The sequence below is a fragment of the Halorubrum coriense DSM 10284 genome (assembly GCF_000337035.1).
Taxonomy (GTDB): domain Archaea; phylum Halobacteriota; class Halobacteria; order Halobacteriales; family Haloferacaceae; genus Halorubrum; species Halorubrum coriense.
Genome location: NZ_AOJL01000030.1, coordinates 13,810 through 37,264, shown reverse-complemented (window position 1 = coordinate 37,264; position 23,455 = coordinate 13,810). Strand labels below are relative to the sequence as shown.

Here is a 23,455-nt window from a genome sequence, read left to right as displayed (position 1 = left end):
GACAGGAGGTAGCCGCAGCCGAATCCGGGCGGGTGCGCGACCGAGCCGTCGGCGTCCGCGTTCGGTCCCTCCGGGTCGTTGTGGACGGGGACGGACCAGACCCGGACCTCGCCGGCGGGCGTCTCGACGTCGACGCGGTCCTCCTCGCCGACGCGGACGACATCGTACTCTTCCGCGAGCGCGTCGATCGGCTCCACGTCGCGGTCGATGCCGGCGGGGTCGACCGCCTCGTAGATGACGAGCGTCGCGTCCTCGCTCGCGACCGACCGGATCCCGTCGCCGTCGTAGTGGTGGTCGTGGGTGACGACGACGAGGTCGCCGTCGCGCGCCCAGTAGTCGTCGAGGACGCCGTACCGACCGGGGTCGGTGTAGACGACCGGTCCCCCGGCCGTCTCCAGCCGCGCCGTCGCGTAGCCGAGCCACTCGACCGAGAACTCCTCGTAGCGGACCGTCATGCCATCGTCTGTGGCCGCGGTCGTCTTGAGGGTGGCTATCGACCGCGGTCGGCGTCGCCGGCGGCGTCGTCGGCCGGCTCGGCGTCGCCGATCACCGACAGGTCCCACGCCGCCGCGAGCGCGTCGTCGTCCATCTCACGGCCCAGCGCGTGCTCGGGGACGAGCGGCATCGGAACGGGGACGTAGCCGGCCTCGCGCAGCGCGGCGAACCCGCCGACCGTCTCGACGACGGCACCGTCGTCGCCGCGCCGGACCCGGAACCGCTTGTCGTCCGGGTCGCGGCGGTAGGCGAACGGGAACGCCTCGTCCGGCGGCGTCCGGAGGCTGTCGACGCCGCCGAGAACGGTGACCGGGTCGTCGTCGACCTCGCAGACGAGCCGCGGGACGACCGGTCGCCCGCCGTCGTCCACCGCGGCGGCGTCGACGTCCGGGTGGGCGGGGACCGGGCCGGCGGGGGTGTCCGTCTCCCGCCACGAGAACGTCGGGTCGCCGAGGTCGTCAGACCGGACGCAGGCGTAACCGCCGCCCGAGACGGGGACCCGGTCCGGGCCGAGGTGAAACGTCCGCCGGCCGTCGGTCCGCGCGGCGAGGAGCGGCGGGTCGGCGAGGAGGTCGCGCACGGCGGCCGCGGTGTCGGCGTCGCGGGCGACGAACAGCGCGCGGCGGTCCCGGTCGAGCGCGTGCCCGAGTCGCGAGACGATCACGACGGGCGTGGCGTCGTCCGCGGCGAGCGGCTCGACGGCGACTCGGTCGTCGCCGCGCGTCGCGACCGCCGGCGGCTCCGTCCCCGTCTCGGGGCGGACCACGTCGAACCCCTCGGCGGCGAGCCGATCGACGGCCGCGTCGGTGAGGTCGCGCCGCGTCGCGTCGCCGAGCGGGCCTGGCATGTAACCGGCTACGAGTCGGAGCGTGAAGGAGTTTCGCGTGGCGGAACGTCCGCGGCGTCCGCGGCCGTCTCCGCGGGCCGGGTCAGTCGTCGCCGGCGAGGCGGCGCACGCGGGCGAGCGAGTCGGCGTCGGCGACGCCCTTGTCATCGCGGACGCCGACGAACCGGGGGAACCGGAGCGCGTACCCGGCCGAGTACGTCGGCGAGGTCTGGATCTCCTCGTAGCCGACCTCGACCACCAGTTCGGGGTCGAACGCGACCGCCGTCCCCGTCTCGTCGACCACGATCGGCTCCAGCCGTTCCGTGAGGTCCGCGAGCGCCTCGTCGGTGATCCCCGTGGCCACTTTCCCGACCGTGGCGTATCCCGGGGGTGCGGGGTCGTCTGCGTCGCGGCCGGCGGTGCTGCGGTCGGCCGCGTCGCTGCGGTCGACCGCGTCGCTCCGCGCGGTCGGCGGCGTGGCCTCGTCCTCGTCGCGAACCGCGAGCAGGAACGTGCCGAACAGCTCCGCGCGGCGTCCCTCGCCCCACTCGGCCCCGACGACGACGGCGTCCAGCGTCTCCACGTCTGGCTTGCGCTTCAGCCAGTCGCGCCCGCGGTCGCCGGGGGTGTACGCCGACTCCGGGTTCTTCAGCATCACTCCCTCGTGGCCCGCGTCGAGCGCGGCCCGCTCTTCGGCCGCGATCGCGTCCGGGCCGTCGGCGAGCGCGAGGGTCGCGGCCGCGTCCGGAAGGACCTCGCGGAGCCGCTCGTGGCGCTCGCGGAGGGGCTCGTCGAGCAGGTCGTCGCCGTCGGCGTGGAGGCAGTCGAACGCGTGGAGACGCAGCGAGACCGTCTCGCGCATGCGGTCGACGTCGTGCTTCCGCCGGAACCGCCGCAACACCTCTTGGAACGGGAGCGGGTCGCCGTCGTCGTCGACCGCGACGACCTCGCCGTCGAGGATGACGGGCGCGTCGACGCGGTCGGCGACGTACTCCACGATCTCGGGGAGCGCCTCCGTTACGTCGTCCATGTTCCGCGAGTAGAGGCGGGGGCCGAGCGCGGCCTCTTCTCCGTCCGACGCGTCTCCGCCGGGCGCGTCCCCCTCCGCGTCGCCGCCGTCCGGCGCGTGGTGGACCTGAACGCGGGCCCCGTCGAACTTCGTCTCGACGGCGACCTCGCCGAACGCGTCGACCGCGTCGGTCGCGGTGCCCGCCTGCGCGAGCATCGCCTGAACCGGGCGGCCGACGCGCAGCGACTCCGCGCGGAGCCCCTCCGATCCCTCGTCGCGGGCGCGGACCGCGACCCGCCCGTAGTCGTTCGTCACCTGAAGCGCGCGCTCGACGGCCGCGACCGCGTCGTCGGGCGCGGTGAGTTCGGGGCCGTCCGACTCGGCCGCCTCGCCCGCGTCGTCGCCCGGTGCGAGGAACGCCTCCGCCACCGCGTCCCGGACCGTCCCTTCGCCGACGCCGAGCCGCATCTCGCCGAGGACCAGCCGCGCGAGGAACGCGGCCTCGCTCGGCGAACACCGAGTGAACAGCCCGAACAGGGCGTCGCGCTTGCGCGACTCGCTCCCGTCGCCGCTCTCGGCCGCGAGGTCGCGGAGCGCCCCGTCGACCGCCGCCACGGTGAGCGCGTCGCGACCGGAGCCGAACGCGGCGAGCCCCCGCTGGCCGCCGAAGTCGTACGCGGCCGCGACCGCGCCGATCTCGCCCCGCTCGGCGAGGCGGTCCTCGACGTCGTCGGCGTCGACGTTCGGGCCCGCGGCGCGGGCGACGGCCTCTCGACAGAGCGCGGGGCCGACGTCGAGCGTGCGCGTGTCGTGGGCCGGGAAGACGCGCCCGAGGAGGGACCGGACGACGACGGGGAGGTCGTCGTCCGGCCCGTGTTCCCCGGCGCCGCCGCCGGCGTCCGCGAGCAGGTCGGCGACCGCGAGGGTCGTCTCGATGTCGCCGTCGTGCGCGGCCACCCGTTCCGCCCGTTCAGCCAGCGCGGCGAACTCCATACGCGTCGGGTCGGCGGCCGGCGGGCAAAAGCGACCCGATGGCTCGCGGCGGGCGACGGCCGACCGGGCCGGGGAACCGCTTTTCACCTCCGGTCTCGTACGGCCGTCCATGTACGTCCGCGACGCCAAAAACCGTGACGAGGCGTGGTTGTTGGACGCGATCGAGCGGCTCGGGCTCGACGACGTCGCCTTCCGGTCGCGGGACTACGTGATCGCGGTCGACGAGGAGTCGGGCGACCGGGCCGGCTTCGGTCGGCTCCGCCTCCACCGCGGCGACGAGGACGAGGAAAACCGGATCGAGGTCACCGGGATCGGCGTCCTCCCCGAGTGGCGCGACCGCGGGGTCGGGGCCCACGTCGTCGAGCGCCTCGTCGACACCGCGGCCGCGGACCGGTTCGAGACGGTGTACGTGCTCACGGACCAGCCGGAGTACCTCACGCAGTTCGGCTTCGAGCGCGTCGACACCGACGACCTCCCGCCCGCCCTCTCCGAGCGCCTGACCGAGAAGCGGGAGTTCCTCGGGGGAGAGGTCGTCGGCCTCAAACTGACCGTCGACGCGTTCGAGATGCCGGACCGGTTCCGGCAGGCGTTCAAGAACGCCGAGCCGACCGGCGACGACGAGCCGGAGGAGTCGGCCGAGGACTTCGGCATCGACCCGGACTCGGCGACGTACAAGTACGACACCGGTCGCTGAGTCCGACCGCAGCGCTTTCTCTCGCTCGTGGTGGCGCGTGCCGACGAGCGGCCGAAGGCCGCGAGTCGCACGCGCGAGGGACGCCGCGAGCGACCGGAGGGAGCGAGCGGCGAGGCTGGGGAGGTACGAGGTGCGGTCGCGGTCGGGCGGGGAGTCGAAGAGACGGCCGGCCGGGGCTTCGGCGTGGTTCGGCGTGGCAGCGTCGGTCGCGTCTGCGATGTTGGGAGTCACACCACCGGCCACGACGCGGCGGCGCTTCCGCTCACGAGACGAGAATCGGTATGAATGACGGACAGGCGGGGTAGCCCGGCGTTCCGCCACGGGGTATCCCGATTGCCTCCTCCACCCCGCGACCCGACGAGCGACTGGCGTCCGGCGATGGGCTGCTCGCTTCCGCGCCTGACCCGATATCGCCGACGAACCGCGACGGACCGCTCCTGCGAGCGGGCGACGCGGACCGCTGTCCCCGGCGGACGAGGCTTCCACGTTGGCTCTCGGGGCCCGTGCCGGTCTGACCGGACGTGCCCGCTGTTCGGTCCCCGCTGAAGACTGCCTCACGGGTAACGGGCGGGGCCTAACCGCCCGACCTAGTCCGTCTGGCGATACTCGGGTGTGCCATAAGGGCCTTTCGTTCGCCGGGCGACGCCGGCCCGGGCGGCGAGCGCGCGTCCGACGACGAGGGGGACGCCGACGGCCCCCGGGCGTACCTACGACAGCAGCTCTCGGGCGTACACCGCCGCGGAGAGCGGCAGGGGGACGGAGAGCGCGACGACGGCCGGCGCGTGCCAGACCAGCCAGAGGTGATCGCGGAAGACCGAACTCGGCTCGACCGCGACCGCCCACGTCGCCGCGCTCAGGGTCGTCGCGAACCCGAGGACGACGGCCACGCCTGCGAGCGTCCCCGGCTCGACGTTCCCGCGCTCGACGGAGGCGATGACGACCCCGCTCAACAGCGCGAACAGCGCGATCCCGCCCCAGCCGACGACCCCGGAGGCGTAGTAGGACGCGAGTTGGTCCGCGTACTCCGGTCCCGAGATGAGCGCGTACGGCGCGACGAGCGCGACCACGGTGACGACGGCGGCGGCGATCCCGACCCGGCGCGAGACGGCGCGGAGGTCCATGGCCGACCTCGGGACGGAACCGCGGTAAAAGGACCGGATCGGTCGCGACGGGCGAGCGCGCACGCGGTCGCCGCGGCACCCGCGACGACTGCGTCCCGGATTCCGGGACGGCCGCGTCGGCGGAGCCCGTTCCCGTAGCGTTTTGGCCCGTCGGCGCCCACGTCCGACTATGTCACTCGACGTCGACCCGCCGGAGCCCCCCGAACTCGCCGCCGTCGACCCGAACGAGTACGAGGACGCCGAGGTTGCGGGCGGCGAGTACCGCCGCGACGACCTAGAGGCGCTCCTGCGCGAGGGGGCGTGGGAGGACGCGTTCTCCGAGTGGACCGCCGGGACCGACATGGACGAGGCCGACTGGGCGATCGCCGTCGACCTCGGTCTGGTGTCCCGGTTCGACTTCTTCTGGGACGACTTCGCCGACCGCGTCGGCTACCACGCCCCCGGGCTACCCGAGGACTGGAAGGAGCGCGACCTCCACCCCGACCTCGACTCGTGGGGGACCGTCTCCGCGATCAACGCGGGGCTCACGGAGCTCGGGCAGATCGTCTGCGAGACGCTCAAGCGGGAGTACATCGACTGGGAGGCCGACTTCGACGCCCCCGACGACCTGCCCGACTTCGACGAGTAAGGGACGCACTCGACGACCGGGAAACGCCGCTCAGTGCCCCCAGAGATTTCCGTCGGGGTCGTAGCGCGCGTCCATGATCCGGTCCCACTGCTCGTCGGTGAGTTCGACCTCGGTCGCGGCGACGTTCTCGTCGAGCTGGTCCACCGTCCGCGCGCCGACGATGGGGACGCACGTGAACTCGTCCCACTCGGTGAGCCACGCGAGCGCGACCTGCGCGGGCGTCGCGTCGCACTCGGCCGCGACCTCGCGGACCGCGTCGAGCACCTTCCAGCCGCGCTCCGAGAGGTAGAAGCGCTCGAAACGGTCGTCGAAGCTCGCGCGGGAGCCGTCCGGCGCGACCACCTGCTCGGGGTCGTCGGGGTCGGCGCGCTCGTACTTCCCGGTGAGGAACCCGCCCGCGAGCGGGGAGTACGGGCAGACCGCGAGGTCCTGATCGATACAGACCTCGAGGTACTCCTTCACGTCCTCGTAGTAGCCCGCGTGGTGGAGCGGCTGGACCACGTCGAAGCTCGCGTAGCCGTCGACGTCCGCGGTCCACTGCGCCTTCGTCAGCCGCCACGCGGCCATCGTCGACGCGCCGAGGTGGTGGACCTTCCCCTCGGCGACCAGCTCGTCGAGCGCGCGCATCGTCTCCTCGATGGGTGTGTCCTCGTCCCAGCGGTGGATGTAGTACACGTCGAGGTAGTCCGTGCCGAGCCGGTCGAGGGTCCCCTCGATCTGCGCGCGGATGTGTTTCCGCCCCAGTCCGGAGTCGTTGGGGCCGGGCTCGCCGCGCCCATCGAACGGGAAGTACACCTTCGAGGCGATCACGTAGTCCTCGCGGTCGCGGTCCGCGAGCCACTCGCCGATGTACGTCTCGCTCTTCCCGTTCGGCGTCCCGTACACGTTGGCCGTGTCGAGGAAGTTGATCCCGCGGTCCGCCGCCGCGTCGAGCAGTTCGTGCGCCTCCTCGCGGCCGGTCTCCACGACGCCGTTCGTCTCGCGTCCGAACCGCCACGTCCCGAGGCAGAGCTCCGAGACGCCGAGTCCGGTGTTCCCGAGTCGTCGGTAGTCCATACCCGCCCCTCTCGGGGGAACGCGTAAAGCGTGACGACACCGGCGGACGGGACCGCAGTGCGAGGCGGACGCGGCGCGAAGCGGCCACGACGCGGAGAGACCGCCCGGCGGGTCGCGTCTACCCGAAGTTCTCGACCTTCGCGGCGTCCGCGTCGCCGCCAGCCGCGTCGACGGCGGCCTCGGCGTCGGCGACGAGGTCGGCGAACCCGTAGACGAACACCGTCTCGCCGTCCGCGCCCGTGAGGACGTCGGCGACGGCGTCGGTCAGGGCGTCGCCCGACCCGAGGAGACGGACCGCGGCCCCTCGGTCGCGGAGGGCGTCGATCCGGTCGGCGTGGGCGACGTCGTCGTCGCGATAGACGACGGCGGCCTCGGCGTCCTCGTCGAGCGCGCGCTCGGCGATGGCGACCGCGGGACCGACTCCGGGGCCGCCGGCGATCACGACCGCGCGGGCCTCGCCGTCGTAGTGCTGGTCGCCGAAGGGGCCGGAGAGCGTCATCTCGGTGCCGGCCTCTGCGTCGGCGAGGAATTCGGAGAACTCGCCGCTCGCCTCGGGGTCGATGCCGACCGTGACCTCGAACGTGTCGCCGACGCGGGGCGACGAGAGGGTGTAGAAGCGCGCGACCGACTCGCCGTCTATCTCGGTGCCGAGCTTCACGAACTGGCCGGGTTCCGCGGCGAACCCCTCCGGGGCGCGGAAGCGGAGGGCGTACGTGTCCGAGCCGACCTCCTCGGCCGACTCGACCGTCGCTGTCGTGTCCATACCACCGATCGGCGAGGGAGACACAAACGTGTTCCCGTCGGCGTCGGTCCTGCCCGTGTCGAAACCGGTTCGCTCGGGGTGCCAGACCCGACACGCATCGCCCTCGCAGACGCGCGCAGAGGCCCGACCGCCGGCCGAAACTTTCGACGCCTGTCGAAAACCGGTCCGACGCGAGGGGTCGATCGTGAGGAATTTGGTGTGTGATCGTCCAATTATACTGGCGCTTAGTGCGAATGCGCCCCTGAGAGACGACAATATTCGCGAGTCTAAAAACATTCGTCCAAAAACACCTCGGTGACTCCTTCCAGAAGCCTTTTGATGAGTCCGCCGGAACCTTGCCCATAGCACATGGCTGCGGATTTCAACTGGGCTGTCGGCGGAGAGGCCGGCGACGGCATCGACTCGACGGGGAAGATCTTCGCACAGGCGCTTTCCCGCGCGGGTCGGCACGTGTTCACGTCGAAGGACTTCGCATCGCGGATCCGAGGCGGCTACACCGCCTACAAGGTGCGGACCTCCGTCGACAAGGTACAGAGCGTCGTTGACCGACTCGACGTGCTCATCGCGTTGACCCCCCGGACGATCGAGGAGAACCTCGACGAGCTCCACGAGGGGTCGGTCATCATCTACGACGGCGAACGGACGACGATGCAGGACGTCGAGATCCCCGAGGGGATGATCGGCCTCGACGTGCCGCTCAAGAGCCTGGCCGAGGAAGCCGGCGGCGCTATCATGCGGAACGTCGTCGCGCTCGGCGCGGCCTGCGAGGTGGCGGCGTTCCCCATCGAGAACCTCGACTCGGCCCTCGAAAAGCGGTTCAAGGACAAGGGCCAGAAGCTGGTCGACAACAACAAGGAGGCGGCGCGGGCGGGGCAGTCGTACGTGGCCGACGAGTACGACCACGAGTTCGACTACTCGCTCGAGACCACCGACGAGGACTACGTCCTCCTCAACGGCGACGAGGCGATCGGCATGGGCGCTATCGCGGCCGGCTGCCGGTTCTACGCCGGCTACCCGATCACGCCCGCGACAGACGTGATGACGTACCTGACGGGCCGGATCGACCGGTACGGCGGCCACGTCGTCCAGGCCGAAGACGAGCTCTCCGCGATCAACATGGCGCTGGGCGCGGCCCGAGGCGGGGCTCGCGCGATGACGGCCACGTCCGGACCGGGGATCGACCTGATGACCGAGACGTTCGGGCTCATCGCCACCTCGGAGACGCCGCTCGTCATCTGTAACGTGATGCGCTCGGGCCCCTCGACGGGGATGCCGACGAAACAGGAGCAGGGCGACTTGAACCAGATGCTGTACGGCGGCCACGGCGAGGTGCCGCGGTTCGTCCTCGCGCCGACCACCATCGACGAGTGCTTCTGGAAGACGGTCGAGGCGTTCAACCTCGCCGAGAAGTACCAGCTCCCCGTCTACCTCACCGCCGACCTCTCGATGGCGGTCACCGAGCAGACGTTCTCCCCGGACGCCTTCGACATGGACGAGGTGGCGGTCGAGCGCGGCAACGTCGTCGACGAGACGACGATCGACGACCACATGAGCGATTCGGGCGGCTTCCAGCCCCACGAGCTCACCGACGACGGCATCTCGCCGCGGGCGTTCCCCGGTACCGCCGACGGCGCACACATGTCCACCGGCCTCGAACACGACGAGCAGGGCCGCCGGACGGAGGACACCGAGATGCGCGTCGCGCAGGTCGACAAGCGCAACCGGAAGGTCGAGACGGCCCGCGAGCGCGAGGACTGGAGCCCGCGCGAGTTCGGCGACGCGGACGCAGACGCCCTCGTGATCACGTGGGGGTCGAACGAGGGCGCGCTCGCCGAGGCGGTCGACATCCTCGACGACGATGGACAGGACGTGCGGGTCCTCTCGGTCCCGTACATCTTCCCGCGGCCGGACCTCTCGGAAGACGTCGAAGCGGCCGAGACGACGGTCGTCGTCGAGTGTAACGAGCAGGGGCAGTTCGCGGACCTCGTCGAACACGACGTGCTCGAACGGGTCGATCGCGTGAACAAGTACAACGGCGTGCGGTTCAAGGCCGACGAACTCGCAGCGGAGATCAAGTCGACCCTCGCGGAGGGGGTGGAGGCGTAACCAATGAGCTCAGACATTCGATTCACCGACTTCAAGTCGGACAAGCAGCCGACGTGGTGCCCGGGGTGCGGCGACTTCGGCACGATGAACGGGATGATGAAGGCCCTCGCGGAGACGGGCAACGACCCCGACAACACCTTCGTCGTCGCCGGCATCGGCTGTTCCGGCAAGATCGGCACGTACATGCACAGCTACGCGCTCCACGGCGTCCACGGGCGCGCGCTCCCGGTCGGCACCGGGGTCAAGATGGCCCGGCCCGACATCGAAGTGATGGTCGCCGGCGGCGACGGCGACGGCTACTCCATCGGCGCGGGCCACTTCGTCCACGCCGTCCGGCGCAACGTCGACATGACGTACGTCGTGATGGACAACCGTATCTACGGGCTGACGAAGGGTCAGGCGTCGCCGACCTCCCGCGAGGACTTCGAGACGTCGACGAGCCCCGACGGGCCCAAACAGCCCCCGGTGAACCCGCACGCGCTGGCGCTCGCCTCCGGCGCGACGTTCATCGCGCAGTCGTTCTCTTCCGACGCGCTCCGCCATCAGGAGATCATTCAGGAGGCGATCGAGCACGACGGGTTCGGGTTCGTCAACGTCTACTCGCCGTGCGTCACGTTCAACGACGTCGACACGTACGACTACTTCCGCGACTCGCTGGTCGACCTGAAGGAGAGCGACCACGACCCGACCGACCGCGAGGCGGCCAAGGACGTCATCCTCGACAACGAGAAGGAACACCAAGGCGTCATCTACAAGGACGAGTCGTCGGTGCCGTACCACGAGCAGCACGGCGTCGACGAGGACATGTCGGTCCTTCCGGACGGCGCCCCCGAGGGCGCGACCGACCTCGTCCGCGAGTTCTACTGAGCCGCGTCGCGCGGCCTGTCGAGCGGAACCGAAGCGCCCCGACCCCGGGAGCGAACGGCGGCCTCGGCCGCCGGCCGACGCCCCGGTAATTCCGACCTCTCTCGACGGCCAAAACCGAGGGAGAGAGGGCGTTCGCGCGGAGTTTTCGACGGGTTTCAGCAAGCCTAATTAGGTGGGTCCGTAACCGTCGTGTATGGTTGATCGCTACGACGTCGCCATCGCCGGCGCGGGTCCGGCGGGCGCGCAGTGCGCCCGCGATCTGGCGACGCGCGACTACGACGTCGTCGTCCTCGAGACGGAGTCCGAAGACGAGTTCCCCCGACAGAGCAACAAGTCGACCGCCGGCACCTTCCCGTCGATGATGTCCTCGTTCGGGATTCCCGACGACGTCGTGATGTCGTACACCGACGACGTCGTGCTGGAGTCGCCCAACGAGTACTACGAGAGCTACCAGCCGGGGGCGGTGTTGGAGTTCGCCGAGTTCAAGCGGTTCCTGGTCGCCGACGGGCGCGAGAACGGCGCGGAGTACCGCTTCGACGCCCGGGTGTCGCGACCGATACTCGACGACGACGGGGTCATCGAGGGCGTCCGGTACGACGGCGACGAGGAGGTGTACGCCGACGTGGTGATCGACGCCACCGGACCCGCCGCGCCGCTCGCGAGCGCGCTCGACGTCGTCGACCTCGAACGCGAGAACCAGGCGATCGGCATCGAGTACGAGATGGCGGGCGTGGAGATGAACCACCCCGACTACGCCGACCTCCGCCGGGCGATGATGCTCCGGTTGGACCACAACATCGCGCCGGGCGGCTACTCGTGGATCTTCGCGACCGGCGAGGACACCGCGAAGGTCGGCATCTGTTACATCCAGAACGACCGCCACCGCGAGTTCGCCGAGGCGGGCAAGACGGTCGACGGCTACCTCGACGACTGGATCGACCGCGACCCGCGGTTCGCCGAGGCGGAACAGATCGACGAGACGGTCCACCGCGGCTCCGCGCACATCCAGCGCCCGGCGCAGATGCACACGGACAGCTTCATCGCCATCGGCGACACCGTGCCGAGCATCGACCCGCTGTGGGGCGAGGGGATCCACAAGGGGATGAAGTCCGCGCGCGCCGCCGCGGCGACCGTCGACCGCTGTCTCACCGACTCGGAGCGGCGTACCGACGCGGAGAGCCTCGCGGTGTACGAGACGCTCTGGCACCGCGACGTCGCGCCGCGCGCGAAGTCGCGGCTTGCGCTCACCGAACTGCTGTACCTCGCGCCCAACGAGCGGTACGACCGGCTGCTGCGCGACCTTCAAGAGACCGACGACGACATCCTCGCGAAGGCGAACCGCGGCGAGAAGGCGGGGATGGCGCGGCTGCTTCACCTCGATGACGTGCCGCTGCTCGCGAAGTACGCGCGCGAGCGGCTCGACGCCTGAGGCGGGCGGGAGCGGGTGGCCGGCGCCGGCCGAACGGTTTTTGCCGGCGCGAGACGCAGTGTCGTTCATGCTCGATTATGTCGGATTAGAGGCCGACCTCGGCGAGGAGGAGCGGCTGATCCGCGACACGGCCCGCCGGTTCGTCGACGAACAGGTTCGCCCGGACATCGGCGACCACTTTCAGGCGGGGACGTTCCCGACCGACCTGATAGAAGAGATGGGCGAGCTCGGCTTCTACGGGTCGAACCTCGACGGGTACGGGTTACCCGACGTCTCCGAGACCGCCTACGGGCTGTTGATGCAGGAGCTGGAGGCGTGCGACTCCGGGCTCCGGTCGATGGCCAGCGTCCAGGGGGCGCTCGTGATGTACCCTATCCACGCGTACGGGAGCGACGAACAGAAGGAGCGCTGGCTGCCGGACCTCGGCTCCGGAGAGGCGGTCGGCTGCTTCGGGCTGACGGAGCCCGACCACGGCTCGGACCCGTCGGCGATGGAGACGCGGGCGGAGCGCGACGGCGACGGGTACGTGCTCGACGGCTCGAAGACGTGGATCACGAACGCGCCCATCGCGGACGTGGCGGTCGTCTGGGCGCGCGACACCTCCGCCGAGGGACGGCCGGTCCGCGGGTTCCTCGTCGAGACCGACCGCGACGGCGTCACCACCAACGAGATCGACGACAAGCTCTCGCTGCGGGCGTCGATAACCGGCGAGATCAGCCTCCAGAACGTCTCCGTTCCGGAGGAGAACGTCCTCCCCGGTGTGAGCGGCATGAAGGGGCCGCTGTCGTGTCTCACGCAGGCGCGATACGGGATCGCGTGGGGCGCGGTCGGCGCGGCCCGCGACTGTTTCGAGCAGGCTCGCGAGTACGCGCTCGACCGCGACCAGTTCGGCGGCCCGATCGCGCGGTTCCAGCTCCAACAGGAGAAGCTCGCGGAGATGGCGACGGAGATCACGACCAGCCAACTGCTCGCCCACCGGCTCGCCGAACTGAAAGAGCGCGGGGATCTCACGCCCCAACACGTCTCGATGGCGAAGCGCAACAACGTCCGGATGGCGCGCGACCAGTCCCGGGTCGCCCGCGAGATGCTCGGCGGCAACGGGATCACCACCGACTACTCGCCGATGCGACACATGGCGAACTTCGAGACCGTCTACACCTACGAGGGCACCCACGACATCCACACGCTGGTGCTCGGCGAGGACCTGACCGGTATCGCGGCGTTCGAGTGAGGAGGGTGCGGTCGCGAGGAGAATCGAGGGCGTCGCTCCCTATCGCTCGTCGAGCGGGACGAACTCGGCGTCCTCGGGGCCCGTGTACCGGGCGCGCGGGCGGATGAGCCGGTTGTCCTCCTGATACTCGGCGACGTGGGCGATCCAGCCGCCGGCGCGGCTCATCGCGAAGATGGGCGTGTACATGTCGACCGGAATGCCGAGCGAGTCGTAGACCGAACCGGAGTAGAAGTCGACGTTCGGTGCGATCCCCTTCTCGACGAGGCCCTGATCGGTGAGGTACTCCTCGATGGCGGTGGTGTAGTCCAACCACTTGGTGTCGCCCGACGAGTCGGCGAGGTCGCGGAGCTTCTCTTCGAGGATGTTCGCGCGGGGGTCTTTCACCTTGTAGACGCGGTGACCGAAGCCGGGGATGCGTCCGCCGCCGTCCCGCTTGTCTTTCACCCACTGGACCGGATCCTTCGAGGAGGCGTCGATCTCGTGGAGCACCTCCATCACGTCCTGGTTGGCCCCGCCGTGAAGGGGACCGGAGAGCGCGCCGATGCCGCCGGTGACGCCCGAGTAGACGTCGGCCATCGTCGAGCCGATCACCATGGCGGTGAACGTGGAGGCGTTGAGCCCGTGGTCGGCGTGGAGCGTGAGCGCCATGTCGAACGTCTCCTCGCTGACGGCGTCCGGCTCGGTCCCGGTGAGCATGTAGAGGAAGTTCCCGGCGTGCGAGAGGTCGGGGTCCGGCGCGACCGGCTCCGCTCCCTGTCGGACGCGCTCGAACGCGGCGAGGACCGTCGGGATCTTCGCCGTGATCCGTCGGCCCTGACGGATGGTGGCCTCGCCGTCGTCGGCCTCGTCCGCCTCGTCGTCGTACGCCGACAGCATCGACGTCGCGGTCCGGAGCGCGGCCATCGGGCGCTCGCCGGCGTCCGCGAGCGCGCGGACGGTCTCGATGACGTCGTCGTCCACCTCGCGCTCCGCCGCGAGGTCGGCGGCGAACGCGTCGAGCTCCGCGGCGGTGGGGAGCGAGCCGTGCCACAGGAGGTACAGCACCTCCTCGTAGCTCGCGCCGCGCGCGAGGTCCTCGATGTCGTACCCGCGGTAGACGAGCTTGCCGACCTCGCCGTCGACGTAGCTCAGATCCGACTCCGCGACGAGGACGCCCTCGAGCCCACGTTTTAACTCATCTGTCATACCACGTCGTTCCGACCACCACCAAAAAAGCGTTATCTTTCAGGAGGGATACGGTACGTCGATCGTGGTACGTCACCGCGTCGAACGACGACGTGACAGGGTTCGGAAACGTCTGGACCGGGGAGGCGACGACGCCGCGCGGCGTCGCGTTACCGGGCCGGGACGACCGTCACCGTCCGGTTCCGGTCGATCGCGTCCTCCAGTTCCTCGGCGATGGCGGAGCCGCGGGAGACCTGGACCTCGCCGCCGCGACCGACGGTGGCGGTGAAGAGGTACTCGCCGTCGGCGCGCCCCTCGACCGTCTCGCCGACGCCGTCGTCGACGTCGATGACGACGTGCCGCGAGGTGATCTCCGGCGCGACCACCGTGCCGCGCTCGGCCCCGACCTGCCCGTCGCCGCTGCCGTTCCCGGCAGCGCCGCCGGAGGAGCTTCCTCCCGGGCCGCCGGGTTTCTCGTCGTGCGTGCGGACGTCGATGTCGATCCCGAGACGGTTCTCGATGTCGGCGATGCGACCGCCACCCTTCCCGATCACGGTGCCGATGTCCCCCTCGGTGACGTAGACGACCGCCTCGTCGTCGCCGTTCAGCTCCACGTCGACGTGGCCGTGAGCGACCGAGCGGATCTCGCGTTCGATCTCCTTCTTCGCGATGCGGCCGACGCCGGAGTCGCGGTCCGCCTCGCCGCCCTCGTCGTCCAGCGGGACCGTGACGACCTGCCGGTTGAACGTGTAGATCTCGTACTCCGGCCGACCGGTCTCGAAGTTCGACACCTGGATGACCGGACGGGCGAGGTCCTCGGCGGTGAGCCCGGCGGGGACCTTCACTTCGGTGGTCACGTCGTAGACCGTGTGGACCTCGCCGGCCTCGATGTAGACCACGGTGTCGACGATCTGCGGGATCATTCCGAGCTCGACTCGGCCGACGAGCCGCTGGAGCGCGTCGATGGCGCGCGAGGCGTGGACGACCCCGACCATCCCGACGCCGGCCATCCGCATGTCGGAGAACACCTCGAAGTCGTCGGTCTTCCGGACCTCGTCGTAGATGGTGTAATCGGGCCGAACGAGGAGCAGCGAGTCGGCGGTGTTCTCCATCTCGCCGCCGAGCGCCCCGTACTGCGTGATCTCCGGACCGACCTGAAGGTCGCGTGGCTTCTCCATCGTCTTCACCGCGTAGTCGTTTTCGTTCAGGAACTCCGCGACCGCCTGCGCGAACGTCGACTTCCCGGCCCCGGGCGACCCGGAGATGAGCACGCCGCGCTTCCGCTCCGCGAACCGGTCGCGCAGTTCGTCGGCGAACTCGTAGTCGTCGAGGTCCGTCTTCGCGATGGGGCGGACGGCGGTGATCTCGATGCCGTCGGCGAACGGGGGGCGCGCCACCGCGATCCGATAGTTGCGGAACTGGACGATGTCCATCCCGTCGTTCGAGAGCTCAATGAATCCCTCGTTCGACTGGCGGGCCAGGTCGACGATCGAGTTGGCCCACTCGCGCATCTGTGCCTCGTCGGTGGGCTCGTCCGCGATCTCGACGTAGCGCATCTCGCCGAGCGCGCCGCGCTTCGCCTTCGGGACGGTGCCCGTCTTGAGGTGGACCGACATCGTCTCCTCGGTGAAGAAGTCCTGTATCGGGAGCTCGTCGACGACGCCGCGGGCGACGGGTTCGACGTACTCGACGTCGAGCCCCTTCGCGCGCGCCACCTCGGCCTGGACCACGTCGCTGGACAACAGCGTCGCGTCGTGATCGGCGGCCAAGTCGCGGATCAGCGCGTCCACGTCGCCCTCGTGGGCGTTCGAGCGGGCGTCGCCGCTGGCGCGCTCGCCGACGTAGCGCAGCTCGATCGCTCCGTCGTCGGCGTAGTCCGCGAGCCGCTTGAGTTCGCTGAGCCCGTCCCAGCCGGATTCGAGCCCGTCGTTCGCCTGCGACTCCAGCTCGCCGACGACCGCCTCGGGGACGAACACGGTGACCGACTCGTAGGTCCCGTCCGCGACGCGTTCGGACACGCGGCCGTCGACGACCGCGCTCGTGTCCGGTACTACGTTCATACCCGAGTTCGGGACGGGAACCGTATAAGGGTGTTCGACCGGGGGCCGCGGGCGGGCGGCGTGGAACGGGGCCGGTCGCTCGTCGCGTCAGTCGTACGGTCGAGCGGCGCGGCCGCCACGCCCTCGTCGCCCCGGGCGATCCGCTCAGTCGTCCGCGGCGGTCTGTCCCGCCTCGTCGGCGAGCCGTTCGGCGTAGGCGGTGAAGTTCTCGAACAGCTGCTTCGCCTCGCAGGCGGCGTCGTACGCGGCGGGCGTGATCGAGTCGAGGACCGCGTCCACGCGGGCGTCGCCGATCTGGTCCCGCTTGCCGTCGGTCACCTCGCGGGCCGTGTCGATGTCGTACTCGGGGTGGAACTGGACGCCCCAGCAGTGGCCGTCGCGGAAGGCGTGGACGCCGCGGTCGTTCTCCGCGAGCAGCGTCGCGGAGGGCGGGAGTTTGACGACCGCGTCGCCGTGGGTGGTGAAGGCGGTGAACGACTCGGCGATCCCGTCGAACAGCGGGTCGTCGCGCAGTCGGCGGATCTCGTTGTAGCCGATCTCGAAGCCGTCCATCCCGGCGACGCGGCCGCCGAGGGACTCCGCGAGCACCTGATGGCCGTAGCAGACGCCGAGGACCGGCACACCGGCATCGGCGGCCTCCGCGACGTAGTCGACGAGCGGGGGGATCCACGCCTCGTCCCAGTAGACCGACGAGCGCGATCCCGTCACCACGACGCCGTCGAACTCGGTGTGGTTCGGGAGGTCCCCCGCGACGGCGTCGAACTCGACGAGGTCGGCGTCGATCTCTCGGCGGAAATTCCGACGGGTGTTCGCGCCGTCGTGGGCGGCGTTCAACAGGGCGAACCGGAGGCGAGTCATCGAGTGTAGATTCGGCGAGAGTCACAAAACGGTTGCGACGCCGGCCACGGCGACCGTGGACGCGGACGCGACGTTCGCCCGTCGCTCGGTGAGCGACGCCGCAGCTACTCGAACGCGGCGCTCGCGTGTTCCGCGAGCCACCCGACGAGCAGGTCGTTGACCGCGGCCGACGCCTCGACCCCGACGAGGTGGCGGGCCCCCTCGACGCCGTGGAACTCCCCGCGGGGGAGCCCTTCCGCGAGCGTCTCGCCGGCCGTGACCGGGCAGGCCGCGTCGTCGGTCCCGTGGACGACGAGCGCCGGCGTGGTGATCTCGAAGAGGGCGCCGGTGAGGTCGAACCCCTCGATCGCGGCGCGGTGCGCCGCGTACGTCTCGCGGTCGGCGTCCTCCGCGAGGCGCCACTCCGCGATCCGCGAGAGCGCGTCCGGGTGCGCCTCCCGGAAGTCGACCGAGAGGAGCCCGTTCAGCGACCCCTCGACCGCGGCCGGGTCGGCCGGGTCGGCCCAGACGCCGGCGGGGTTGTAGGCGTCCCCCGCCGGCGGCGTCCCGATCAGGGCGAGGCTCGCCGGCCGCGAGGAGGTCGCCGCGGCCGTCAGCGCGACCATCCCGCCGAGCCCGTAGCCGACGAGGTGGGCGTTCCGGATCCCCTCTGCCGCGCACACCGCGTCGACGTCGGCGGCGAGGTCCGCGATCCCGTACGGACCGGGCGGGGCGTCTGAACGGCCGACGCCGCGCGTCTCCGGCGTGATGACGGTGTGCGGACCGGCGAGCGCGGCGTGCTGCCAGCCGAACTGCCAGGCGCCGAGCCCGACGTCGCCGCAGAACACGACCGCCTCGTCGCCGTCGCCGGCGTCGGGGGCGTCCACCTCGTACCGGATATCGGTCCCGGCGTTGGTCGCGTGGGGCATGGTGAACTCGCGGGGGGTTCGTCAGGCCTCCTGAAGGCTGCGGAGAACGTCGGGCGCCGCGTCGAGGGCGTCGTCTAACGCGTCTGCGTCCGGCCCGCCGCCCTGCGCGAAGTCCGGCGGCCCGCCGCCGCCGCCGCCGACGCGCGCGGCGAGCTCCGAGACGACCTGCCCGGCGTTCACGTCGACGCCGTCGGGGACGCCGACGACGAAGCTCGCGGAGCCGTCCGCGCCGCTGCCGATCACCGCGACCTTCCCGTCGTCGACGTGTGCGTTCGCGGTCGCGCGCAGCTCGTCGGCGTCGCCGTCGAGCCGCTGGACCACAGCGGTCGTCCCGGCGACCTCGACCTCCTCCGCGTCGCCGCCGCCGGAGGCGCGCGCGGCCGCGAGCTCCTCTTTGAGCGACTCGATCTCCTTGCCGCGAGCCTTCCACTCCTCGAAGAAGCGCTCCGCGGTGTCGGGCACGTCGAGCGGGTCGACATCCAAGACGTCGGCCGCGTCGTACAGCGCGTCCTCGGTGCGCTGGGTCGCTTCGACCGCCGCGCCTCCGGCCGCGAAGACGATGCGCTCGACGCCGTCCTGAACCGGCTCCGTCTTCAGTACCTTCACCGCGCCGATCTCGCCGGTCCGGCCGACGTGGGTCCCCGCGCAGGCCTGAACGTCGGCGTCGCCCACGTGGATCAGCCGGACGTTCGTTCCCGGCGGGACGCCGCCCTGATACAGGTCGAAGCCGTGTTCGGCCTCCGCCTCGTTGCGGTCGGGCCACTCCTGCCGGACCGGCACGTCGTCGCGGATCAAGTCGTTCGCGACGCGCTCGATCGCCTTCACGTCCTCGCGCGTGATCCGCTCGAAGTGGCGCACGTCGAGCCGCGAGGAGTCGATCCCCTTCTGGGCGCCCGCCTGACGGACGTGGTCGCCGAGCACCTCGCGGGCGGCGTGCCCGACGAGGTGCGTCGCGGTGTGGTGCGCGCGCAGTCGGTCGCGGCGGTCGCCGTCCACCTGCCCGCGGACGAATTCGCCTTTGCCCGGGTCCGCGTCCGTGCGGTGGAGCACCACCCCGTCGGCCTCCTGAACGTCCTCGACGTCGACGGTGGTCTCGCCGACCGTGAGCTGTCCCCGGTCGGCCGGCTGGCCGCCGCCCTCGGGGTAGAACATCGTCTGGTCTAAGACGACGTCGTACCCCTCCTCGGCCTCCAGCACGTCGAGGACGACCGCCTCGAACTCCGTGCGTCCCTGGTCGTCGTAGAACAGCTTCTCCGTCTCGGGGAGGTCGGCGAGCCGCTCGTCCCGGTCGTCGGTCCCGGTCGCGGCGTCGTCCTCCTCGTGGCGATCGGCGACGAGCGCGTAGAAGTCGTCGGGGACGTCGACGGTCGCGCCGCGCTCGTCCGCGATGTCGGCGACCATGTCGGGCTGGATCCCGTGAGAGTCGTACAGTTCGAGCAGCTCTCCCGTCGGGATCGGCTCGCCCGTCCCGGCGTACTCGTCGGCGAGCTGTTCGACCTTACGAGCGCCGCGCTCCAGCGTCTGCTCGTACTTCCGCTCCTCGCTGCGGACGATCTCGCGGATCGTGTCCCGGTTCTCGTAGCCGAGCCGATCGGCCTGCATGTCGACCAGTTCGTCGAGGGGGGCGTCGACGCCCACCTCGTCGACGAGGCGTTTCATCCGGCGGAGCACCATCCGAGCGAGGTAGCCCGTGCCGACGTTCGACGGGACGATCTCGTCGCCGAACATGTACGCGAGCGTCCGCGAGTGGTCGGCGATCGCGTAGATCGATTCGAGCGGCTCGACCAGCTCGCGCAGCCGGTCGACGTCGACGTCGAGCCGGTCGGCGATCTCGCCGCGGGCGGCCTCGACGTCGTCGACGTCGTCGATGTCGAGCCGCCCGGAGAGCTTCGCGGCGCGGTGGACGATCTCGCGTTCGGCCTCGGTGTGTCCGACGCCGGCGTTCTCCTTCAGGAAGTCGATCGCGTCGGGATACACCGCCTCGTACACGGTCGCCGTCCCCTGGCTCATCCAGGTCCACCGCTCTAACCCGTACCCGGTGTCGACGATGTACGTGTCCATGAACGAGTACGTGTTCCCGTCTTTCATCTCGTAGTCGCCGTCGGGGTCCTGCTCCATACACATGAAGACGAGCGTCGCCAGCTCCGCGCCCTTGTAGATGACCTCGATGGCGGGGCCGGCGTTGCCGCCGCCGACCCACGGGTCCTCGATGTAGGTTATCTCCTCCAGATCCGCGCCGAGGCTCTCGAACAGCTCGTCGCAGTACCGGACCGTCTCGTCTTTCCAGTACACCTCGCCGTGGTAGGCGTACTCGTCCTCGTCGACCTCCTCGCGCGTGTTGAACGCGTGGTGGGCCATCATCTCGAACGCCATCGTGTGCCGACCGGTCTTGCCGACGTTGTCGATGTCCTGCATCCGGATACAGGGCTGTGAGATCGTCAGCGGGTTCGCCGGCGGCGGGGTCTGCCCCGAGGTGACGAGCGGCTGGAAGTCGTAGATCGACGCCTGCGTCAGGAGGACGTCGTCCCGCCATCGGTTCGCGGCGACGGGGTACGGGTCGATCCGCTCGTGGTCGTTGGCCTCGAAGAAGGAGAGGAACGCCTCGCGCATCTCCGACAGTGAGTGCTCCTCCGGGAAGCCCGGGTCGTCGATGAAGCTGTAGTCTTCGCAGGGCGGCTCGCCGCACAGTTCGCGGTCGGCGTCGCGGGTCCAGAAGTGCGCGCCACAGGAGGGACACTCCTTGCGCTCGAACCCCTCCTCCTCGAAGTAGTCGAGACGGTACTCCGCTTCGAGATCGCTCATTACACGAACGTGGCCCGTGTTGCTCCAAAAGGGTTCCGGGGTCGCTCGTCGCCGCCGACGCGACCGAAGGCGAGGCGATCGCGAGTGGGAAACGACGGGGACGAAACGCGACGAGCACGCGGACGAACCCGACGGGTCGGCCGCCCGCGGCAACCGGTAAGAAGACATATATTCTCGCCACAAGGTATCACGTACCAACGTGACTGCTGCGTTGGGCGAGCGCGGGTCGGTCCTCCTACTCAACGCCGACCCCGGACTCGCGGACAGCGTCGGGAGGTCCCTCGGCTCCGAGAGCCGCGACTCCCCGGAAGTCGAAGTCGAGACGCACGTCGCCTCGCCCGGCGGCGTCGACGAGCGACGACTCGCCGAGGCCGACGTGACGGTCGTCGTCGACGCCGCCGGCCTCGACCGGGTTCGGTCGGTCGATCGCACCGGTTCCGTGGTGGCGTTCGTCGACGACCCGACCGGTCGGGTCGCGACCGATCCGCTCGTGGACGCGGTCGCGGGCACGCCGGAGGCACTCTCGGAGACGCTCTCCTGGCTGATCGCCCGGGGCGAACGGTCCGCGGTCCGGTCGGAGCCGACCCGGACCCCGTCGAGAGTGGAGCAGCTCAACGCCGGCATGACGGAGCTCGCCGCCGTCAGGTCGGTCGACGAGGCGTACCGGGCCGCCATCGCGGTCGCCGAACAGGTGTTTCCCGAGTACCAGAGCGTGGTCGCCGTCCGCGACGGCGAGTGGGTCGAGCCGGTGGTCGCCTCCAGCGGGACGCCCGTCGACGACTGTAACCGGGTCCGCGTCGGCACCGGCGTGGCCGGTACGGCCGTCCAGACCGGAAACGTCTCGATCGCGCCGAACCCGAACGCCGAGAGCCGGTTCGACACGCTCCTCACCGTGCCGGTGGGCGACGACGTCGTCTTCCAGCTCGCGGCCACCGACGGCGACGGGGAGTTCGACGACGCGGACCGCCGGCTCGCGGAGCTGCTCGCCTCGCACCTCGAAGAGACGCTCGACCGGCTCTCCGTCGCCGAGACGCTCAGGGCCGAGCGCGACCGCCTGCTCGCGCTGTTCACGAACGTCCCGGACCCCGCCGTCGCCTACGACTACGTCGACGGCGAGCCCGTCGTCCGACAGGTGAACGACGCCTTCGAGTCGACGTTCGGTTACGAGGCGGAGGCGGTGCTCGGCGAGTCCATCGACGACTACATCGTGCCCGCCGACGCCGGAACGGAGGCGGAGGAACTCAACGAGCAGCTCCGACGCGGCGAGAACGTCCGCCGCGAGGTGACGCGAATCACGGCGGACGGGCCGCGCCACTTCATCCTCCACGTCATCCCGATCCGCCTCGACGCGGCGAACGCGGCCGGGTACGCCATCTACACCGACGTGACCGACCGCCGAGAGCGCGAGGAGACGCTTCGGCGACAGAACGAGCGGCTCGACGAGTTCGCCTCGATCGTCTCGCACGACCTCCGAAACCCGCTGTCGGTCGCGGAGGGGTACGTCGACCTCGCCCGCGAGACCGGCGACGCCGACCACCTCGACAGGGCCGCGGACGCGATCGACCGAATGGACGAACTCGTCGGCGACCTCCTCTCGCTGGCGCGGGAGGGTCGATCGGTCGGCGAGACGGAGGCCGTCTCGCTGGCGGACGCGGCCCGCGAGGCGTGGAGCAGCGTCGACACGGGCAGCGCGACCCTGACCGTCGAGCGCGACGAGACGCTGGAGGCGAACCGAACGCGGCTGCGCGAACTCCTCGAGAACGTCTTCCGGAACAGCGTCGAGCACGGTTCCACGAGCAGTCGGGCGAACCCCGACGACGGCGTCGAGCGCGGGCGCGACTCCCCCGACGATCCGCTCTCGGTCCGGGTGGGGTCGATGACGGCCGGCGGAGCCGGTGAGACCGCGGGGTTCTACGTCGAGGACGACGGGAGCGGCCTCCCGGACGACGCCGACCGCGTGTTCGAGAGCGGGTTCACGACCGACGAGTCGGGGACCGGCCTCGGGCTGGCCATCAGCGAGCGCATCGCCGAGGCGCACGGCTGGACCGCCCACGCGCTCGCCGGCGAGAACGGCGGTGCCCGCTTCGAGTTCCACACGGACTGACCGGACGGCGAACGAGCGCCGGTCCGAAACGACCTTACGCCGCGCGCGAGGGGATCCGATATGGTCGAGAACGTCGTCTACCCCGCCTACTTCGACGCCGAGCTGTCCCGCTCGGAGGGACGCCGCGTCCCGACGGATCTGGCGGTCGAAGCGCCGACCGTCGACGAGATAGCGAAGGCCGTTCAACAGGTCGGCTACGACGCCGTCGTCGAGCGCGACGCGGCCTACTCGCGGGAGTTCGAGGCCCGCGGCTCCGTGGTGGTCAAGGGTACCGAAGACACCGCGAAGAACGACCTCGTACAGGCGATCGCCGCGTACCTCGGCGTGCTCCGGGAGTAACC

Annotated in this window: 19 protein-coding genes and 1 other RNA gene; 8 read left to right on the top strand and 12 right to left on the bottom strand. The window is 70.7% G+C overall.

Annotated elements, in window-relative coordinates; translation table 11 throughout:
• From C464_RS07510 to C464_RS07500, 3 genes are all read right to left on the bottom strand, one after another.
• On the bottom strand, positions 1-455 hold a 455-nt coding region (locus C464_RS07510), incomplete at its 3' end, for an MBL fold metallo-hydrolase (protein ID WP_006113037.1).
• 35 nt (positions 456-490) lie between these two features.
• Positions 491-1,342, bottom strand: a complete 852-nt coding sequence (locus tag C464_RS07505; protein ID WP_006113036.1) for a hypothetical protein — start codon at positions 1,340-1,342, stop codon at positions 491-493.
• Between the two features lie 82 nt (positions 1,343-1,424).
• Positions 1,425-3,323, bottom strand: coding sequence for an ATP-dependent DNA ligase (locus C464_RS07500; RefSeq protein ID WP_006113035.1), 1,899 nt, complete (start codon positions 3,321-3,323; stop codon positions 1,425-1,427).
• Between the two features lie 109 nt (positions 3,324-3,432).
• On the opposite strand from C464_RS07500, the gene C464_RS07495 reads away from it, so the two are divergent.
• A complete protein-coding gene (locus C464_RS07495; protein WP_006113034.1) occupies positions 3,433-4,017 on the top strand; it encodes a GNAT family N-acetyltransferase in 585 nt (194 codons plus the stop codon).
• A gap of 286 nt (positions 4,018-4,303) precedes the next feature.
• On the opposite strand, the gene ffs is transcribed toward C464_RS07495, so the two are convergent.
• Both ffs and C464_RS07490 read right to left on the bottom strand, forming a co-directional pair.
• An RNA gene (gene ffs / locus C464_RS17430) (signal recognition particle sRNA) lies at positions 4,304-4,615 on the bottom strand.
• Positions 4,616-4,724: 109 nt separating this feature from the next.
• Positions 4,725-5,138, bottom strand: a complete 414-nt coding sequence (locus tag C464_RS07490) for a DUF7548 family protein (protein ID WP_006113033.1) — start codon at positions 5,136-5,138, stop codon at positions 4,725-4,727.
• A 169-nt stretch (positions 5,139-5,307) separates the two neighbouring features.
• On the opposite strand from C464_RS07490, the gene C464_RS07485 reads away from it, so the two are divergent.
• Positions 5,308-5,766: a hypothetical protein gene (locus C464_RS07485; protein WP_006113032.1), complete on the top strand. Its 459-nt coding sequence runs from the start codon at positions 5,308-5,310 to the stop codon at positions 5,764-5,766.
• 30 nt (positions 5,767-5,796) lie between these two features.
• On the opposite strand, the gene C464_RS07480 is transcribed toward C464_RS07485, so the two are convergent.
• Both C464_RS07480 and C464_RS07475 read right to left on the bottom strand, forming a co-directional pair.
• Positions 5,797-6,822: an aldo/keto reductase gene (locus C464_RS07480; RefSeq protein ID WP_006113031.1), complete on the bottom strand. Its 1,026-nt coding sequence runs from the start codon at positions 6,820-6,822 to the stop codon at positions 5,797-5,799.
• Positions 6,823-6,940: 118 nt separating this feature from the next.
• Complete coding sequence (locus C464_RS07475) at positions 6,941-7,585, bottom strand: FAD-dependent oxidoreductase (protein WP_006113030.1); 645 nt, start codon at positions 7,583-7,585, stop codon at positions 6,941-6,943.
• Positions 7,586-7,933: 348 nt separating this feature from the next.
• On the opposite strand from C464_RS07475, the gene C464_RS07470 reads away from it, so the two are divergent.
• The 4 genes from C464_RS07470 (at position 7,934) to C464_RS07455 (ending at position 13,218) form a co-directional block, all read left to right on the top strand.
• Positions 7,934-9,691: a 2-oxoacid:acceptor oxidoreductase subunit alpha gene (locus tag C464_RS07470; protein ID WP_006113029.1), complete on the top strand. Its 1,758-nt coding sequence runs from the start codon at positions 7,934-7,936 to the stop codon at positions 9,689-9,691.
• Positions 9,692-9,694: 3 nt separating this feature from the next.
• Positions 9,695-10,558, top strand: a complete 864-nt coding sequence (locus C464_RS07465) for a 2-oxoacid:ferredoxin oxidoreductase subunit beta (protein ID WP_006113028.1) — start codon at positions 9,695-9,697, stop codon at positions 10,556-10,558.
• A gap of 193 nt (positions 10,559-10,751) precedes the next feature.
• Positions 10,752-11,987 (top strand): digeranylgeranylglycerophospholipid reductase, encoded by a 1,236-nt coding sequence (locus C464_RS07460; RefSeq protein ID WP_006113027.1) that lies wholly within the window; start codon positions 10,752-10,754, stop codon positions 11,985-11,987.
• A 67-nt stretch (positions 11,988-12,054) separates the two neighbouring features.
• Complete coding sequence (locus C464_RS07455) at positions 12,055-13,218, top strand: acyl-CoA dehydrogenase family protein (RefSeq protein ID WP_006113026.1); 1,164 nt, start codon at positions 12,055-12,057, stop codon at positions 13,216-13,218.
• Between the two features lie 39 nt (positions 13,219-13,257).
• Here the strand turns inward: C464_RS07455 and citZ are convergent, their stop codons facing one another.
• The 5 genes from citZ to alaS form a co-directional block, all read right to left on the bottom strand.
• A complete protein-coding gene (citZ, locus tag C464_RS07450; RefSeq protein ID WP_006113025.1) occupies positions 13,258-14,403 on the bottom strand; it encodes a citrate synthase in 1,146 nt (381 codons plus the stop codon).
• A gap of 149 nt (positions 14,404-14,552) precedes the next feature.
• Positions 14,553-16,442, bottom strand: a complete 1,890-nt coding sequence (locus C464_RS07445; RefSeq protein WP_006113024.1) for a PINc/VapC family ATPase — start codon at positions 16,440-16,442, stop codon at positions 14,553-14,555.
• A gap of 144 nt (positions 16,443-16,586) precedes the next feature.
• On the bottom strand, positions 16,587-17,300 hold the full coding sequence (locus C464_RS07440) for a type 1 glutamine amidotransferase (protein ID WP_006113023.1): 714 nt from the start codon (positions 17,298-17,300) through the stop codon (positions 16,587-16,589).
• Between the two features lie 104 nt (positions 17,301-17,404).
• The gene (locus tag C464_RS07435; protein WP_006113022.1) at positions 17,405-18,208 is read right to left on the bottom strand and encodes an alpha/beta fold hydrolase; all 804 of its coding nucleotides are present in this window, start codon (positions 18,206-18,208) and stop codon (positions 17,405-17,407) included.
• Positions 18,209-18,229: 21 nt separating this feature from the next.
• On the bottom strand, positions 18,230-21,010 hold the full coding sequence (gene alaS, locus C464_RS07430; protein ID WP_006113021.1) for an alanine--tRNA ligase: 2,781 nt from the start codon (positions 21,008-21,010) through the stop codon (positions 18,230-18,232).
• Between the two features lie 199 nt (positions 21,011-21,209).
• Here alaS and C464_RS07425 point away from each other — a divergent pair, with 199 nt between their 5' ends.
• Both C464_RS07425 and srp19 read left to right on the top strand, forming a co-directional pair.
• The gene (locus tag C464_RS07425; protein WP_049910948.1) at positions 21,210-23,114 is read left to right on the top strand and encodes a PAS domain S-box protein; all 1,905 of its coding nucleotides are present in this window, start codon (positions 21,210-21,212) and stop codon (positions 23,112-23,114) included.
• A 60-nt stretch (positions 23,115-23,174) separates the two neighbouring features.
• The gene (gene srp19 / locus C464_RS07420) at positions 23,175-23,453 is read left to right on the top strand and encodes a signal recognition particle subunit SRP19 (protein ID WP_006113019.1); all 279 of its coding nucleotides are present in this window, start codon (positions 23,175-23,177) and stop codon (positions 23,451-23,453) included.
• Positions 23,454-23,455 lie beyond the last annotated feature (2 nt).